15 protein-coding genes are annotated in these 16,428 nt (G+C 55.0%); 9 read left to right on the top strand and 6 right to left on the bottom strand.

The genetic code is table 11. The annotated features are described in order from the left end of the window. Positions 1–20: 20 nt before the first annotated feature. The gene (locus W822_RS46515; RefSeq protein WP_024006031.1) at positions 21–902 is read right to left on the bottom strand and encodes a FadR/GntR family transcriptional regulator; all 882 of its coding nucleotides are present in this window, start codon (positions 900–902) and stop codon (positions 21–23) included. A 163-nt stretch (positions 903–1,065) separates the two neighbouring features. On the opposite strand from W822_RS46515, the gene W822_RS38440 reads away from it, so the two are divergent. The 4 genes from W822_RS38440 to W822_RS38425 all read left to right on the top strand — a co-directional run bounded on the left by W822_RS38440 (position 1,066) and on the right by W822_RS38425 (position 4,174). Next, positions 1,066–1,749 carry an amino acid ABC transporter permease gene (locus W822_RS38440; protein WP_024006030.1) on the top strand — a complete coding sequence of 228 codons (684 nt, stop codon included), beginning with the start codon at positions 1,066–1,068 and terminating at the stop codon, positions 1,747–1,749. A 13-nt stretch (positions 1,750–1,762) separates the two neighbouring features. Next, entirely contained in the window at positions 1,763–2,410 is a 648-nt protein-coding gene (locus W822_RS38435) for an amino acid ABC transporter permease (protein ID WP_024006029.1), read from the top strand. A 27-nt stretch (positions 2,411–2,437) separates the two neighbouring features. Further along, complete coding sequence (locus W822_RS38430; RefSeq protein ID WP_081724406.1) at positions 2,438–3,289, top strand: amino acid ABC transporter ATP-binding protein; 852 nt, start codon at positions 2,438–2,440, stop codon at positions 3,287–3,289. A 78-nt stretch (positions 3,290–3,367) separates the two neighbouring features. Continuing rightward, entirely contained in the window at positions 3,368–4,174 is an 807-nt protein-coding gene (locus W822_RS38425) for a transporter substrate-binding domain-containing protein (RefSeq protein ID WP_024006027.1), read from the top strand. A 40-nt stretch (positions 4,175–4,214) separates the two neighbouring features. Here W822_RS38425 and W822_RS38420 read toward each other — a convergent pair whose 3' ends face one another. From W822_RS38420 to W822_RS38410, 3 genes are all read right to left on the bottom strand, one after another. Continuing rightward, on the bottom strand, positions 4,215–5,147 hold the full coding sequence (locus tag W822_RS38420; RefSeq protein ID WP_024006026.1) for a LysR family transcriptional regulator: 933 nt from the start codon (positions 5,145–5,147) through the stop codon (positions 4,215–4,217). A gap of 82 nt (positions 5,148–5,229) precedes the next feature. After that, positions 5,230–6,015: an NRDE family protein gene (locus W822_RS38415; protein ID WP_024006025.1), complete on the bottom strand. Its 786-nt coding sequence runs from the start codon at positions 6,013–6,015 to the stop codon at positions 5,230–5,232. A 31-nt stretch (positions 6,016–6,046) separates the two neighbouring features. Beyond that, the gene (locus W822_RS38410; RefSeq protein WP_081724405.1) at positions 6,047–6,697 is read right to left on the bottom strand and encodes a PIN domain-containing protein; all 651 of its coding nucleotides are present in this window, start codon (positions 6,695–6,697) and stop codon (positions 6,047–6,049) included. A gap of 183 nt (positions 6,698–6,880) precedes the next feature. Between W822_RS38410 and clpB the strand changes: the two genes are divergently transcribed. The 5 genes from clpB to W822_RS38385 all read left to right on the top strand — a co-directional run bounded on the left by clpB (position 6,881) and on the right by W822_RS38385 (position 12,595). Continuing rightward, positions 6,881–9,481 carry an ATP-dependent chaperone ClpB gene (gene clpB, locus W822_RS38405; RefSeq protein ID WP_024006023.1) on the top strand — a complete coding sequence of 867 codons (2,601 nt, stop codon included), beginning with the start codon at positions 6,881–6,883 and terminating at the stop codon, positions 9,479–9,481. Between the two features lie 285 nt (positions 9,482–9,766). Further along, on the top strand, positions 9,767–9,976 hold the full coding sequence (locus tag W822_RS38400; RefSeq protein ID WP_014750808.1) for a cold-shock protein: 210 nt from the start codon (positions 9,767–9,769) through the stop codon (positions 9,974–9,976). A gap of 417 nt (positions 9,977–10,393) precedes the next feature. Beyond that, positions 10,394–11,221, top strand: coding sequence for an energy transducer TonB (locus tag W822_RS38395; RefSeq protein WP_024006021.1), 828 nt, complete (start codon positions 10,394–10,396; stop codon positions 11,219–11,221). 15 nt (positions 11,222–11,236) lie between these two features. Beyond that, positions 11,237–12,034, top strand: coding sequence for a MotA/TolQ/ExbB proton channel family protein (locus tag W822_RS38390; RefSeq protein WP_024006020.1), 798 nt, complete (start codon positions 11,237–11,239; stop codon positions 12,032–12,034). 18 nt (positions 12,035–12,052) lie between these two features. Further along, positions 12,053–12,595 carry an ExbD/TolR family protein gene (locus tag W822_RS38385; RefSeq protein ID WP_024006019.1) on the top strand — a complete coding sequence of 181 codons (543 nt, stop codon included), beginning with the start codon at positions 12,053–12,055 and terminating at the stop codon, positions 12,593–12,595. A gap of 172 nt (positions 12,596–12,767) precedes the next feature. Here the strand turns inward: W822_RS38385 and W822_RS38380 are convergent, their stop codons facing one another. Both W822_RS38380 and glnE read right to left on the bottom strand, forming a co-directional pair. Beyond that, positions 12,768–13,439: an epoxyqueuosine reductase QueH gene (locus W822_RS38380; RefSeq protein WP_024006018.1), complete on the bottom strand. Its 672-nt coding sequence runs from the start codon at positions 13,437–13,439 to the stop codon at positions 12,768–12,770. Between the two features lie 88 nt (positions 13,440–13,527). Continuing rightward, complete coding sequence (glnE, locus tag W822_RS38375) at positions 13,528–16,335, bottom strand: bifunctional [glutamate--ammonia ligase]-adenylyl-L-tyrosine phosphorylase/[glutamate--ammonia-ligase] adenylyltransferase (RefSeq protein ID WP_024006017.1); 2,808 nt, start codon at positions 16,333–16,335, stop codon at positions 13,528–13,530. Positions 16,336–16,428: the final 93 nt, after the last annotated feature.

Raw genomic sequence — 16,428 nt, 5'->3', positions numbered from 1 at the left:
TGTCAATGTCGAAAGGGAATTCAGCCAATCAGGGTCATCAGGCGCTGGTGAGCCCGAGCCAGATGGCGTTGCATGGCGGCCTGGGCCTGGAGAGCATCGCCGGCCTCGATCGCCTGACAGATTTCTTCATGTTCCTGCAGGGCAGCCATCCATGCCTGGCGGTCGTCAAAATGGCGATGCATGGTGCTGGCAATCGGCTGATAGCGCTGGTCAAACAGACTGGTCAGGGTCTGAATGATGAGTTGATTGTCTGTGCTCTGAGCCAGGGTTGTATGAAATAGCCTGTCGGCTTCTGCCATGCGAACATTGATAACGGCGTCGCTGTCTGCCAGGGCATCGCGCATATCCGCCAGACTTTTGCGAAGTTTTTTGCGCAAGGAAGCCGTCATGAACCGGGCTGCATCGGCAGCAATGCCCGATTCCAGGAAATAGCGCAACTGGTTGACTTCCTTGGGGCTGTCCTCGGCCGTGCTGTGAAGGGTCAGGGCGGCGCTGGCCGCGCGTGGCTGGAATTGTTCATGTTCTGGCAGTTTCACTTGAGCGCTGTCTGAGTGGCCGTTCCCATACTGCTGCGCAGGATCCGCCGCTTCCGCTGGGTTAAATGAAGCCGTATCCGGGGACGCAACGTTTTGTGCAGGCCGCTCCTTAGTTGTCGCTTTGCCGGTCACATAAATACCCGAACCGACGCGAATTTCGATTTCGTTATGCAGTTCCAGAACGATCAGGGCTTCGCGCAGGGTGGGGCGAGATACGCCCAGAAGTTGCGCCAGCTCACGTTCCGGCGGCAAGCGTGCGCCCGGTTCGGTCTGCAACTGATGAATCACTGCACGCAGCTGCGATGCGGTCTGCAGGTAGGACCTGACTGCGCCTTTGCGTGACGGATCGGATATGTCTGAAGTCATTTTCTTTAATGCAATTGAAATTAGAACAAATATAGGGGATTCATTTGAGGTGGTCAAACCAATTTTGACTTAAGACCCTATTTATAGGGTTTTCTATAAGTGGTTTTACCAATTAGTTTGTGTAGGATGACTTACCTTTACTTGCGATGAAAGCGGGTCAGACATGATTTATGAGTTCGATTTCAACTCGGTTTTTGCCTACTGGCAGTTCTTTCTGGAAGGCGCCCGGACGACCGTTGTCATGTCGTTCTGGTCTACCCTGGCGGGTTTTATTCTGGGCGTTCTGTGCGCGGTTGCACGCAGCTCATCCATTGCGTGGCTGAGTAAAACCGTGGGTGCCTATGTAGAAATCATTCGTAATACGCCGCTGATCATTCAAAGCTATTTTCTGATTTTCGGCATGTCCAGCATCGGGCTGACCATGCCAATTCTGGTAGGTGCGATTCTTGCACTTGTCATTAATATTACAGCCTACACCTGTGAGATCGTGCGCGCAGGTATTGAATCGGTGCCGCGCAGCCAGCGCGAGGCCGGCGAATGCCTGGGGCTGTCGCCGCTACAGGTGTACTGGCATATCATTCTGGTACCTGCTCTGGAGCGGGTCTATCCGGCACTTACCAGCCAGTTCATTTTGTTGATGCTGGTCACCAGTGTACTGTCGGCTGTTGGCACCGAAGATCTGTTTGGCGTCTCGGGTCAGGTGCAGTCCATGACATTCCGCAACTTCGAGGTGTTTATCATTCTCTGGGGGATCTATCTCGCCCTGTCGCTGATTGTCAGGGCCCTTTTCTGGCTCCTGGGCAAGGTGCTTTTTGTACGCAGGCGTCGCCTGGGCACATTGCTTTGAGGAGGGGGCAGAAATGAATCATGAACAGCTTATCTTTTTACTGCAGGGAGCCTGGGGAACATTTCTGTTGTCCATCCTGACCTTTATCTTTGCCAGTATGGTGGGGCTGTTGATCGCGCTGTTGCGTGTGTCGGCCAATTCAATTGCGCGTGGTGTCGCGTTTACCTACATCCAGGCGATTCAGGGTACACCCTTGCTGGTATTGATGGGGGTGTGTTTTTACGGCCCGACCATTTTGGGTTTTACTTCGGTTCCCGCCCTGACCGCGGCGGTACTGGCGCTGACCATACAGTCGTCTGCCTTTTTGGGCGAAATCTGGCGCGGTTGCATTGAGTCGGTGCCGAAAAATCAGTGGGAAGCAGCCGAGTGCCTGGGTTTGAGTCGTACCCAGCGCATGTTCAAGGTGATTTTGCCACAGGCATTGCGTATTGCTGTACCTCCAACCGTCGGTTTCATGGTGCAGATCGTCAAGAACACGTCGATTGCCTCTCTGGTGATCGGCTTTGCCGAATTGTCCTATAACGCCAAGATTCTTAATAATGCCACCTTCCAGCCTTTTCTCTATTTCGGTCTGGCTGCCGTGCTGTATTTCATTATTTGCTACCCGTTGTCACGACTGAGTCTGAAACTGGAACGTCGACTGAACGTGTCCCGAGGCTGACTTCAAAACATATACCAAGGAGATGACATGAGCGCAGTTTCTTTGCAGCAATCTTCCGCCGGCGGCAGTCAGTATCGTCCGGTATCAACTGACCCGGATGGGGTAGCGGATACGTCTGCGTGGCCGGTGGGTGGCGCGGCGGTTGCCGATGATATCGTGCGCCTGGAAAATGTACACAAATGGTTTGGCGACAACCATGTGCTCAAGGGTATTGATCTGAGCGTCAAGCCAGGTGAAATTATTGCCATTATCGGACAAAGCGGTTCGGGCAAGAGTACGGCGTTGCGCTGCATGGATCATCTGGAGCACATCGACAAAGGGTCCGTTACCGTATGCGGACACACCTTTGGCGAAAATATTCCGAAATCTGATCTGAAAATGCTCCGTCAGGATGTGGGAATCGTTTTTCAAAGCTACAACCTGTTTCCGCATCTCACGGTCGAACGCAATATCACACTTGCATTGACCTCGGTGAAGAAAATGTCGCGCAGCCAGGCGCAGGAAATCGCCAACACAGTGCTGGCGCAGGTCGGGTTGCAGGAGAAAAGCCGGATGTACCCGGAACAGTTGTCCGGGGGCCAGCAGCAACGTGTTGCCATCGCGCGGTCTTTGGCGATGGGGCCGAAACTCATGCTGTTCGATGAGGTGACCTCGGCGCTGGATCCGCAACTGACGGGTGAAGTATTGCGCGTGATTGAAAAGCTGGCGCGCGAGGGCATGACGATGGTGCTGGTCACGCACGAAATGGCATTTGCCATGAAGGTGGCGCATCGTATCGTCTACATGTATCAGGGAAAGATTCACGAACAGGGCGGGCCGCAAATGCTGCGCGATCCGCAAACGCCGGAACTGAAGCAGTTTCTGGACAACGGCCTGTAATCAGTTTCAGGCCATGCGTTCGCGCGCCTGGCCGATTTTATCAATGCAATTGAAAACAATATTTATCAGGAGACCAGCATGACCTTATTGATGAAACCTGCCGCCGCAGTGGCCGCATGTGCAACGTTACTTTTCGGCATCACGACGCCGGTCTGTGCCAACACACTGGAGCAGGTAATGCAGCAGAAAGTATTGCGCGTTGCCATCGATCTGAATGCGCCGCCCTATGGTATGAAAAATGAAACAATGAAAGAAGTCGGCTCCGATGTGGAAACCGCCAATCTGCTGGCACAGGGGCTGGGCGTGAAGCTGGAAATCGTACCGACCACGCAGGCCAATCGCATTCCGTTTCTGCTGACCAACAAGGCCGATATCGTGATTTCGAGTCTGTCGATTACGCCGGAGCGGGCAAAGGTGATTGATTTTTCAGTGCCATATGCGGTGATTCAGTCTGTGATTGGTGCGCCCAAGGATGCGCCGATCAAGGATATGAAAGACCTGGTCGGAAAGACGGTTGTGACGGCGCGAGGTACGACCAACGATCAGAACGTGACCAAACTGGCGCCGCCGGGAACCAACATTGTGCGGTTCGAGAATGATGCCACTGCCATCACGGCGATTACCAGCGGACAGGCTAATATTTTTTCGACAGCGCCGTCCATTATTGCCGCGCTGAACAAGAAAGATCCGGCCAAGGCGCTGGATATCAAGGTTGTCATGTCAACATCGAAAATGGGTATTGGCGTGGCCAAAAACAATACCGAGTTGAAAGATAAGATCAATGAATTGGTACGGCAGAACCTGAAAGATGGTCAGTTAAATACCATCTTCAAAAAATATCACGGTACCGATTTGCCGCAGGATGTGCTGGCGGAAGGCAAATAATTTTGTTCTGCCCGGGTTGGCCCTGACCCGGCACGGCGCTTCAGTCCGCAGCGGTGCGGGGCGACTGGAGCGCATCCCAGTAGCTGTCTGTCGCGTAGTGTTGTTTGAGCATTTCGATAAAGCTGCGCGTACGCTGTGGCAGGTGCTTGCGGTTAGGCAATACGGCAAAGATGCCATTGGGCGGCGCTGCGTAGTCGTCCAGGACAGTGACCAGGCGACCTGCATTCAGGTCGGCCTGCACCTCCCATAATGATCGCCAGGACAACCCGAACCCACTCAACGCCCATTCATGCAGGACACTGCCGTCTGAACAGACCAGGCGTCCGGCTGGCTTGAATGCTTGCGTATTGCCTTTTTCACGGAACAGCCAGCCCTTGCTCTGACTGCCTTGCGGGCCAAAGGAAAGACATTCGTGATTGACCAGGTCTGCCGGCGTGGAAGGTGTTCCATGCTGTGCCAGATAGGCGGGCGAAGCGACCACGACGCGGCGGTTGTCGGCCAGCTTTACGGCAATGAGCTGCGAATCGGGCAGATCGCCAATACGGATGGCGCAGTCGTACTGTTCTTCAAACATATCGATGATTCTGTCGGTCAGATCGAGGGTGACTCGAATGTCCGGATGATCGCGGCAAAAATCCGGAATATGCGGCGCGACATGCTGGCGGCCGAAACCGGCTGGCGCGGTCAGACGCAAGGGCCCGGCAATTTTGACTTTGCCCTGTGTGATCTGGCTTTCGGTTTCGGCCAGATCCTTGAGAATGCGCTGTGCCTCTTCGACGAAGGCATGGCCCTCGGGCGTCAGCGTGAGCTTGCGGGTGGAGCGAATCAGCAGTTTGACGCCCAGGCGTTCTTCAAGTGCATCGATGCGCCGACCCATCATGGCGGGCGCGATGCCTTGCTGCTTGGCTGCGGCCGATAAAGTGCCAAGCGTGGCGACCGCGACAAAACTTTCCAGTTGGGTGAAACGATCCATGAATTCAGCGTACAAAAGCAGGTTGTGTAGAAACAATCCCGCCATTGTACTCTCGAAAGGCGAAGCAACGGGTGATGCGTACTTAGTAGCGCAGCGGCTGGTGCATGCTGAATGTCCAGTCACGGCGTGCGGTCTCACAGCCCCGGGCATCAAAGGTCAGCTCACTGAAGATTGCTTCGCCCTCCTGATCGACGGCGATAATGGATGAGCAGCGCGTGCCGTAGTTATCGCTGATAATAAACGGGCTGCTCAGCAGGCGCTCGCGTTCCAGCGGGATGCCGGTCGAGGGCAGAGTTTCATCCGGGGCAGGGGTGGTGTCGCGCAGCAGCTTAAACACCTGCTGCAACGCGCCGGGCGCGCCGTTCGGGGTTAGTGCATCCAGGCCGCTACGCAGGCGTTCAGCCTTAGGCCAGGGGGTGTCCAACAGGTGATTGGACAGAATATAACTGCCGGCCGCCAGCTTTTGCGGCGGGGCCGATTGACGATTCCCGGTGTAGTACACCGCGTTGATATCGCCAACGATCAGGTTGAAGCCATTATATCGGTCGGCAGTCTTCCACACTTGCGTGGCATACTCGGCTGCTGTCATATCGCCATCCAGAAAATCGCTGACAAGCAGGCCCCGTGTGGGTGCTTGTGGGTCAAAGCCTGCCGGATCCCGGAAGTTGGTCAGCATCGCAGTGCGGCCGTTTCTGTTGATTCCGAGCCAGGTGCCGCCGGCGCTCTGGTCCAGGCCTGAAAAAATATCAGGATTGGCATCCCATGGGGCGGCGGGCAGGGCCGGCCGCGCATGAAATTCGTCGCGGTTGGCGGCGATAAAGAGGGGCCACTCAGGATCTTTGGCGATGGAAAGATAGATGATGCACATGAGTCAGGTTCTGCTCCATGTAACGGGTTGCTCAGGCTGCGGCGTTCGCATCCTGCAAAATCAGATTATTCAGGCGAAACAGACGTTCCCGCCTGAGCACCGCCTCCAGTGGTTCGGCCGGTCGACCGATGGCGGCGGCGTCTGAGGGGATCAGGGTCAGCAGTTGCATCAGCAGATCCGGTTCCGCCTCATAGCACTTGACCAGAAATTCATCCGGACTATAGAGCGAGAGGCCGAACTGTCGCAACTCGCTGCGGTTGAAGTCGCGCAGGTTGCGAGTCAGAATACAGACAGAACGACCCGGATACAGGGACAGCGCGGCGCGACCGGCGGCAATGACATGCCAGTCCTTGGGATCGCTTCTGGACAAACCTGTTTCGAATTGATTGACCACCCCCATATTGGCGTGGGGAAAGGCGTCCTGCATGGCCTGCCACTCGGCCGCGATGTCCTCTTCGGATACCTCCCAGACACGGCTGGCATTGCGACGCCATTCTTCGCCGATATAGTCTGCCCATACCGGCTCAAACAGATTGTTCTGTGCCAGGCGCAGCAGCAGGTTCTTCAAAATGGTGGACATCAGCACGCAAGTATCGATGACAGCATAGTGCGGCAACGGGCCATCAGGGCGGATGCTCGGATCATTGGCCTGTGTCGGGAGGCTGGAAAAACCTGGAGTCATGGACAGATCATTGGATGGGGTTAAAATTGGATTGTACCGGCTGGACACTGTCCATCGGCGTTCGTCTTTGCTCTGCATCAAAAACCGCTGCGTTTCATATCTTGAAATGTTGGTGATTGTCACTATGTATTACCCAACCTGGCCGTATGTGGTACGGCCGTAATGAATGACATGGGAAGAATCATGAGATTTGACAAATTAACGACAAAATTCCAGCAGGCTCTCGCAGATGCGCAGAGTCTCGCTGCTCGCAACGATAACCAGTATATTGAACCCGTCCACGTTTTATCCGCACTGCTCAGCGATGCGGACAGCGGCGCTGGCAGCCTGCTGGCGCGCGCCGGCGTGGCGGTCAATCGTGTCGGTCCGGCGCTGGACAGCGCAATCAAATCGCAGCCGCAAGTGCAGGGATCCGATGGAAACGTGCAGATCAGCCGCGAGTTGAACGCGTTGCTGACCGCGACCGACAAGGAAGCAGCCCGACGTGGCGACGCATTTATCGCAAGTGAATTGTTCCTGCTGGCCCTGGCCGACGACAAGGGTCAGGCCGGCCGTATTCTGCGCGACTCCGGGCTGCAGAAAAAAGCGCTGGAAGCGGCCATCGAAGCGGTTCGCGGTGGGGCTGCGGTTGAAGACCAGGAAGGCGAAAGCAACCGGCAGGCGCTCAAAAAATACACCACCGATCTGACCGAAAGAGCGCGTCAGGGCAAGCTGGACCCAGTGATTGGCCGCGACGATGAAATCCGCCGCTCGATCCAGATCCTGCAACGGCGTACCAAAAACAATCCGGTGCTGATTGGTGAACCCGGTGTGGGCAAAACGGCGATTGTGGAAGGACTGGCGCAGCGCATCGTGAACGACGAGGTGCCCGAAACATTGCGTGGCAAGCGTGTCCTGTCGCTGGATCTGGCGGCGCTGCTGGCAGGTGCCAAGTATCGCGGTGAATTCGAGGAACGCCTGAAGGCCGTGCTCAAGGAACTGGCCCAGGACGATGGCAGCAACATTGTGTTCATTGATGAAATTCACACCATGGTTGGCGCAGGCAAGGCCGAAGGCGCAATGGATGCGGGCAATATGCTCAAGCCGGCGCTCTCGCGCGGCGAGCTGCATTGCATTGGCGCAACCACGCTGGATGAGTACCGCAAGTACATCGAGAAAGATGCGGCGCTGGAACGGCGCTTTCAGAAAGTGCTGATCAACGAGCCTGATGTTGAATCCACAATTGCCATTTTACGCGGGCTGCAGGAACGGTATGAACTGCATCACGGGGTGGATATTACCGACCCCGCTATTGTGGCGGCGGCCGAACTGTCCAACCGCTATATTACCGACCGTTTTCTGCCGGACAAGGCGATTGACCTGATTGACGAGGCCGCTGCCCGAATCCGCATGGAAATCGATTCCAAGCCCGAAGTGATGGATAGGCTTGATCGCCGCATCATCCAGCTGAAAATCGAGCGTGAAGCCGTGCGCAAGGAAACCGACGAAGCGTCTGCGCGCCGGCTCAAGACCATCGAAGACGAACTTGAGAAATTGCAGCGCGAATACAACGATTACGAAGAAGTCTGGAAGGCCGAAAAAGCGGCGGTGCAAGGTGCCCAGTCTATCAAGGAAGAAATCGAAAAAGTTCGCGCCCAAATGGCCGAATTCCAGCGTCAGGGCCAGTATGAGAAGCTGGCAGAGCTGCAATACAGTCGTCTGCCGGAGCTGGAAGGTCGCCTGAAGGCAGCTGAAGCCGAAGAAACCGGCCAGCAGACCAAACCACGCCTGCTGCGCACCGAGGTGGGTGCAGAGGAAATTGCCGAAGTGGTGTCCCGTGCCACCGGTATTCCGGTATCAAAAATGATGCAGGGTGAGCGTGAAAAGCTGCTGGGAATGGAAGACTATCTGCACAAACGCGTGGTAGGCCAGGACGAAGCGGTCACGCTGGTGTCCGATGCCATCCGTCGCTCGCGTGCCGGGCTGTCCGATCCGTCCCGGCCTTATGGTTCGTTTCTTTTCCTGGGTCCGACGGGTGTCGGTAAAACCGAGTTGACCAAGGCGCTGGCTGGTTTTCTGTTCGATTCGGACGAGCACCTGGTGCGTATTGATATGAGCGAGTTCATGGAGAAGCATTCCGTCGCGCGATTGATTGGTGCGCCGCCCGGATACGTTGGGTATGAAGAAGGCGGCTATCTGACCGAGGCCGTTCGCCGCAAACCATACAGTGTAATTTTGCTGGATGAAGTGGAAAAGGCGCACCCCGATGTATTCAACGTTCTGCTGCAGGTGCTGGATGATGGCCGCCTGACCGACGGTCAGGGCCGGACGGTGGATTTTCGCAACACGGTGATTGTCATGACATCGAATCTGGGATCACATCATATCCAGAGCATGGCGGGCGAGTCTTACGAAGCCATCAAGGAAGTGGTGTGGGAAGATGTGAAACAGGCTTTCCGGCCCGAATTTTTGAACCGGATTGACGAAGTGATCGTCTTTCATTCACTCGATAGCACACAGATTTCCTCCATTGCCCGGATTCAGCTGGATCGTCTGGCAACGCGGCTGGCCAGTCAGGATATGCATCTGCATCTGTCGGATGCGGCGCTGGCCCAGTTGGCAAAAAGCGGCTTCGATCCGGTTTTTGGAGCAAGACCTTTGAAACGTGCAATCCAGCAACATGTGGAAAACGGCATGGCCAAAAAAATTCTCCAGGGAGAATTTGGTCCTGGCGACACAATTTTGGTGGATGTAAAGGACGAGAAGTTCGTGTTCAGTCGTGAAAATAGTGACGTTGCCGGGTAAAGCCGCGCATTTGCTGAACCAAAGCCCGGGTATCTCCCGGGCTTTTTTTATTAATGTGTAAATTTGATGACGTTTATATCGTTGAAAAAGCGTAAATATTCATTGACACAGATTGCATTTGCCGACATAGTGTCACCTATAAGATATTCAAGTTAAAGGAAGCCGTGCTTCGGTGAAACGAAATATGCTTCTGGTTACAGCGGTACTGTTTGCATGTGTCGTCCTTGAAGTCTTGTCCCAAGAGATAGGATTTTATCTCAGTTTTTTATATATCAGGAAATCGACATGTCGACAGAATCAGGAATTGTAAAGTGGTTTAACAACGAGAAAGGCTTTGGTTTTATCAAGCCAGCCTCAGGCGGTAAAGATTTGTTTGTGCATCACACAGACATTATCGGTACAGGCTACAAATCACTGCAGGAAAACCAGGAAGTGACTTTCGTGGTTGCTGAAGGCCCTAAAGGACCTCAAGCCAAAGAAGTTTCAGCCAAGTAATTTATTTGGTCTGACCTGAAAAATACCGCCTTCGGGCGGTATTTTTTTGCCTGTGTGGTCGAATGACAACAAAATGAGCATAGAACAAGAGAGTCGATGTGTTTGGTTACAAATAAAAAGAAAAATAACCATCTTCAAAATTCATGCTTTTAGATAAACGTACGTACTATCGTTGCGCAGAGGGTGGGTATCGTCAGCCCATCAACCGGACGACCGGCGAGAAAAGCGGGATCCTGGCAATTCATTTGCACCAGTTAAAAATTTTCATTGCTAATGAGAATAGTTATTATTACAATGATAGGCTGATCTGCGGATAGCAATCGTTTTTTGATTCCTGCAAAGACGTTCAGCCCGGTCTGGCTTTTTGCCTCGGGTGTTGTCTGCTGTAACTGCCTGCACAAGGCACGTATTTTGAGCATGTTTAACGTATCAAATTCATCCTCGGCTGTTCCCCTTGGCTTTCGGCTCACCGGCCTGGCTGCAGCACTGGCAATCCTGTCAGGCACTGCCTGGCTTGGAACGCTGGATTTGTCGCCGCCCGTAGTCAGGGCGCAAGACTCGCCGGTAATGGTTACCCTTATCGATGAGCCGGTTCGTCCCCCTCCGAAAGGAGAGGAGATCGCAACGCCGCCTGAACCCGAAGTGCAGCCGGAACCTGAGCCGGAACCCGAACCTGAGCCAGAACCGGAACCTGTCCCGGAAGAAGTCATTCCGCCGCCCGAGCCTGTGCCGGAGCCTGTTTACGAGCTTAAACCCGAGCCCAAGCCCGTGGTGGAGCCAAAACCGGAACCCAAACCGAAACCCAAGCCTAAACCAAAGCCCAAGCCCAAGTCCAAGCCTAAACCCGTACCTAAGCCCAAGCCTGCGAACGATCTGTCCAATATCAAGATTGATCGCAATATCGCAATCAAACCTGTAGGTGTCAATAATGGTGCAAGCACTCGACCGTCCGGCGGGCAGGTAAATCAGGCTCCCAAGGTCGTTTCTTCGGTCAGTTACCTTGTCAAACCCAAACCCACCTATCCGCGCGCTGCCAGAATGCGTGGCGAATCGGGTACGGTCATCGTGCGGGTGCATATTACGACAGGCGGAACGGTGAAAAGCGCATCCTTGCGGCAGGCATTGCCCTATGACTCGCTCAATGAAGCTGCCCTGAGCGCGGTACGTCGCGCCCGTTTCCGTCCCTATACAGAGAATGGCGTTCCCCGCGAATCCATTGCCGACATACCTATTGTTTTTCAATAAAGGAATTTATTCATCATGACTACCCCCTGGCTGTCATCCTCATTCATCGCGCTGGCGCAAGCCACAACCGGCACCGAAGCTCATAGCCCCGGCATTATTGATTTTCTGATGCAAAGTGATATTGTGGGCAAATCGCTGTTCGGCATTCTTGTGCTGATGGCACTGGTTACCTGGTATTTGATTGTTGTCAAAGTGCTGCTCAACATCAGTGGTACACGCAAGGGCAACAAGTTTCTGAACCGCTTCTGGAATTCCCAGTCGCTGGACGAAGTCGACCAGGATCTGCACAAATATGGCGCCCGTGATCCGTTTTCACGCCTGGCCGACCAGGCATTGCATGCCCGCGATCACCATAGCCGTTATGGCGCCAGCAACCTGGCGGAATTGGGCAGCAATTCAGAATTTGTCGCCCGGCGTATGAAAAAAGTCATTGATGAGGAAACCGCCCAGGCCGAAAATGGTTTGTCCGTACTGGGTTCCATCGGTTCAACCGCGCCGTTTGTTGGCTTGTTCGGCACCGTGTGGGGCGTTTATCATGCGCTGATTGGTATCGGCATGGCCGAGGCCGGTGTGACCATCAACAAAATTGCCGGCCCGGTTGGTGAAGCGCTGATTATGACTGGGCTGGGTCTGGCCGTGGCTATTCCAGCTGTGCTGGCCTATAACGCGTTCGTGCGCCGTAATCGCGTGATGCTCGCCCGCCTGGATGCGTTCGCTCATGATCTGTACGCGTTCGTTACGACGGGGCAGCAGTTCGAGAGCCACAATCCGAAAGTACGCAGTCTGCGCGGTGGCAATGGCGGCGGTCGTTAAGAAAGACAGGAGATAGTCATGGCTTTTGGAAGTTTTGATCAAAAGGGCGGTTCGGCCAGTCCCATGACCGAGATCAATATGGTGCCGCTTATCGATGTGATGCTGGTGCTGCTGGTGATTTTTATCATCACGGCCCCGCTGATGGCGCATTCCATCAAAATCGATTTACCGCAGGTTAGCAGCAAGCCGGTCGAGCAGGAGCCGGTCATTATTGATCTGGCGATGGATAAAACCGGCGGACTGTACTGGAATGATACGCCGGTGCAAATGGATGATCTTCGGGAAATGTTCGTTAACGAGGGCAAGCAGGATCCCCAGCCCGAATTGCGCATCCGCGCTGATGCTGATACCCGCTACGAAGAGCTGGCGCAAATTCTTTCCATGGCCAAAGGGTCCGGACTGAAAAAGCTGGGATTTATCACCCAACCCGGCAGTGAGAGTGCTGGCGGTAATCCGGCATCTGAAGCGAGCCCGGCAACAGGCGGTGCCACGCAAGGCAGTGGCAACGCTGCACCAGCTAACGGTGCTCCCGCTAACAGCACGCCCGCTCCGGCCAATTGACCAAATAAGGGGTCGGCCTGTTGGCCGAATCGGATCGGCAGAGCGGCGCGCCTGCATGAATAAAAGGACTGAAACCGGGCAACCGGTAATCAGTCCTTTTTTCTGGGGGGAGGTGAAGTTTGAAGGCTCGTTGCGAGCAGGCTGGCCGCTTATGCTGCTAAGGCAAACCGGCTTAGAGGGTCTCTTCTTCCTTGCCGTAGAACTTGACCCCGATTGTGATACGGTCACGGCCCTGACTGCGGCGATGGCGGTTGGTATCACGCAATGAATAAACACAGCCGCAATATTCCTGCTGATAAAATTCTTCACGCTTGCTGATTTCAATCATGCGGGCGGAGCCGCCGCCTTTGCGCCAGTTATATGTCCAGTATACGAGTTCAGGGTAACGCGCTGCGGCGCGTTCGCCGCAACCGTTAATCTGGTTCATATCCTTCCAGCGGGAAATGCCCAGGGAACTGGTAATGGTGTCAAAGCCATGCTCGTGTGCGTAAAGGGCCGTGCGTTCAAAACGCATGTCGAAGCAGGCGGTGCAGCGAATGCCGCGCTCGGGTTCGTTTTCCATACCCTTGACCCGGTCAAACCAGTTGTCGACATCGTAATCGGCGTCGATAAATTCAATATCATGCTGACGCGCGAATCGAATGTTTTCTTCCTTGCGGATCTCGTATTCGCGAACCGGGTGAATATTCGGGTTATAGAAGAAAATGGAATAGTTGATGCCCGAGGCAAGCAGCGCTTCCATGACTTCGCCGGAACAGGGCGCACAGCACGAGTGCAGCAGGACCTTGTCGTGGCCCTTGGGAAGGCTGAGCGCAGGGCGTTGAATATCGGTAACGGTAACCATGGCAAATGAGTAAAGTCGTATTCTTAATATGGTATTTTAGGATATTTCATCTGAAAATGACTGGTTTTTTATAAAATTGCCTTTATTTTCAAGTGTTTTCACCGAACACCTCGACCCATAGCGTGCAAACAGCTGCCCGTTCTTCGGTCAGCAACGACGGATCAATCCGGGCCTTTTCATCTCCTTTCAGGCGTACCGCGTGCTGCATGCGCCGCAGAACACGGTAGCTGTCTGCGGCCTTGCGGGCGTGTTCCGCATTCAGGATGCCGACCTCGCCGGCGATATTGAGCAGGGCGATATTACCCAGGTTTTCCAGCAACTGCGTGTGCTGGTGCGCGTAGGCAAGGACACAATACTGGGTGATGAATTCGATATCCACCATGCCACCGTGATCGTGTTTGACGTCAAACAGTTCTGTTTTATTCGGATGCCCGGCGCGAATGCGTGCGCGCATTTCAACCACTTCCTGGCGCAATTTTTCAGGTTCCCGTTCGATCAGCAGGATATCGCGCCGGATGCGCTCGAACGTCTTGCCAATGTCGGGGTCGCCTGCAGAAAAGCGGGCGCGGGTCAGTGCCTGGTGCTCCCAAACCCAGGCATGTTCACGCTGATATTTCTCGAAGGTATCAACGGACACCGCCAGCAGGCCTGCGTCTCCATCGGGGCGCAGTCTCAGGTCCGTTTCGTATAGTCTGCCAGACGAGGTCATACTCGATAGCCATGTGCTCAGTCGTCGGCCCAGCTTTGCGTAGACTTCCAGGGCGTAGTCGCCCGGGTCATCAAACAGCAGAACCAGATCCAGATCCGAGGCATAGCCCAGTTCTTTGCCGCCGAGTTTGCCATACGCGATGACCGCAAATTTCGGCATGGCGTAGAGCGGGTCGTCTGCCTGGATCTGTTTGGGGCGCACCAGGGGCCAGACCCGCCGCAGGCTTTCCTGCAACAGCGCATCTGCCAGGGCAGAGAGCTGATCGGCCAGTTTTTCTACTGTGAGTTCTCCTTCCAGATCCTGGGCCAGCAACTGAAAACTGACTTGTCGCTGCACATCGCGCATCACGTTCATTTGCTGCTCGACGTCGGGCGTGCCATCGTGCAAAACGCAGGCATCCAGTTCCTTTTCCAGATGCGCCGCGGTCTGCACGATGTTGACCGGTTCCATCAGGCTGTTCCATTCAATCAGACTGTCCAGCAGAATCGGGTTGGCGGTCAGGTAGCTGGCCGCCCAGGGGCTGGCAGCCATGATCCGCGCCACTCTGCTCAGAGTGTCGGGAAACTCGGCCAGTAAGGCGATATAGGCGCTGCGCTGGGCAATGGTTTCAATCAGGTCAAAGAGGCGGGCGCAGGCGGTATTGGGCAGCGGCGTGCGCGACGCCGCTTCAATGACGGCGGGCAGCAGTTTTTCCAAACGAGCCCGGCTGCTGTTAGACAGGCTGCGGATGCGCGAGCTGTCCAGCAGGGCTTCCAGGCGATGTTCTACATCATTAGGGTCATGCTCTGCAAACTGCTGTCGGATGATCTCTTCCAGATCTCGGTCTTGCGTCTCTTCACAATCGGCTGCCTGAGGTTGATTGCCATTGCTTTGATCGTCATTGAGCCCGGCAATTCTGAAGGCGTCACGAAAAGTATTGGCGACAAATTTCCGGTGTGTCGAGAGCTGATGAGTTAATTCCTGCGCTGTGAAACCCAGCACAGTGGCGAGCAACGCCATGCGCTCATCGTCATTGGGCAGCAGATGGGTTTGTTCATCTTCCCGGTATTGCAGGAAGTGCTCGACACGGCGCAAAAAGCGATAGGCAGCCTCAAGCTGTTCGCCAATGTCCTGGGCAATGAGTCCGGCGCGCACTTCGGCGTGCAGGGCTTTGATGAGGCATTGCTCCTGAATGGTCGGCAGGCGTCCCCCCTTGATTAACTGCGACAATTGCACCACAAATTCGATTTCACGTATGCCACCTTCGCCCAGTTTGATATTGTGGATCGTGTCCACGCCATTTTTTGACAGGGCGCGCCGCTGCCAGTCCTGGCGAATCCGTTCGCGCAACTGCCTTAGCGAGGCCAGCGTATCAAAATCGAAATATTTGCGGTAGATAAACGGCAGCCGCAGACTTTCAAGCTGTTGTTCATAGGGCTCCGGGGCGCTGTCGGCAAAGGCCCGCGCCTTGATGATCCGGGCCTTGAGCCAGGCATAGCGCTCCCATTCGCGTCCCTGGGCGATCAGATAGTTCTCCAGCGCGTCCAGGCTCCACGCCAGCGGACCGGCGTCTCCGTCGGGGCGCAGGCGCAGGTCGGTGCGAAAAACCTGCCCGTCGGCGTCCTGGTCCGAGAGAATCGGCATCATGCGACGAGTCAGGCGTCCGAAAAATTCATGGTGGCTCAAGGGGCGGCGGCCCGAGGTTTCACCCTCATCGGGATAGAGCATGATCAGATCAATGTCCGACGACACATTCAATTCGCATCCACCCAGCTTGCCCATGCCAAGAATAATCATTTCCATAGGTTTGCCGGTGGCCGGATCGATCGGCACGCCGTGCACCTCGACCATGTCATTCATGACCGTGCGGTATGCCTGACGCACCGCAAAGTCAGCCATGCAGGACATGGTGCCCGTCACTTCCTCCAGTGTTGCTTCTCCCCCTGCATCCCTGACCATCAATGTGTCGAACACACGGCTGCGCAATTTGCGCAAGATGGCGCCACAGTGCTCGACGTTCCAGGCATCGGTGGCGGGCGCCCCGACGGCGACGGCCAGTTGCTGCGACCATTCTGCAATCGTGTCGGGCGTCAGGGGGTGTTCCGCATCAGTCAGTATTTGCGCCTGGAGTTCAGGTCTGACTTGAAGACGCCGGCGCAGATAGCCGGACCAGGAAAGGGCGCTTTGCAGGGATTGGATACAATTCATGAGTTGCCGGTGTGGTGACAGGATGCTGTATATAATGATAACCGAACCTGACCGCCACATGACGTCACCCTTATTTCGCCACCCATGATCAAT

Origin of the sequence: Advenella kashmirensis W13003 (assembly GCF_000506985.1) — a bacterium.
GTDB classification, from domain to species: domain Bacteria; phylum Pseudomonadota; class Gammaproteobacteria; order Burkholderiales; family Burkholderiaceae_B; genus Advenella; species Advenella kashmirensis_A.
Note: the sequence above shows the minus strand (reverse complement) of the source record. Positions and strands in the feature narration are given on the sequence as shown.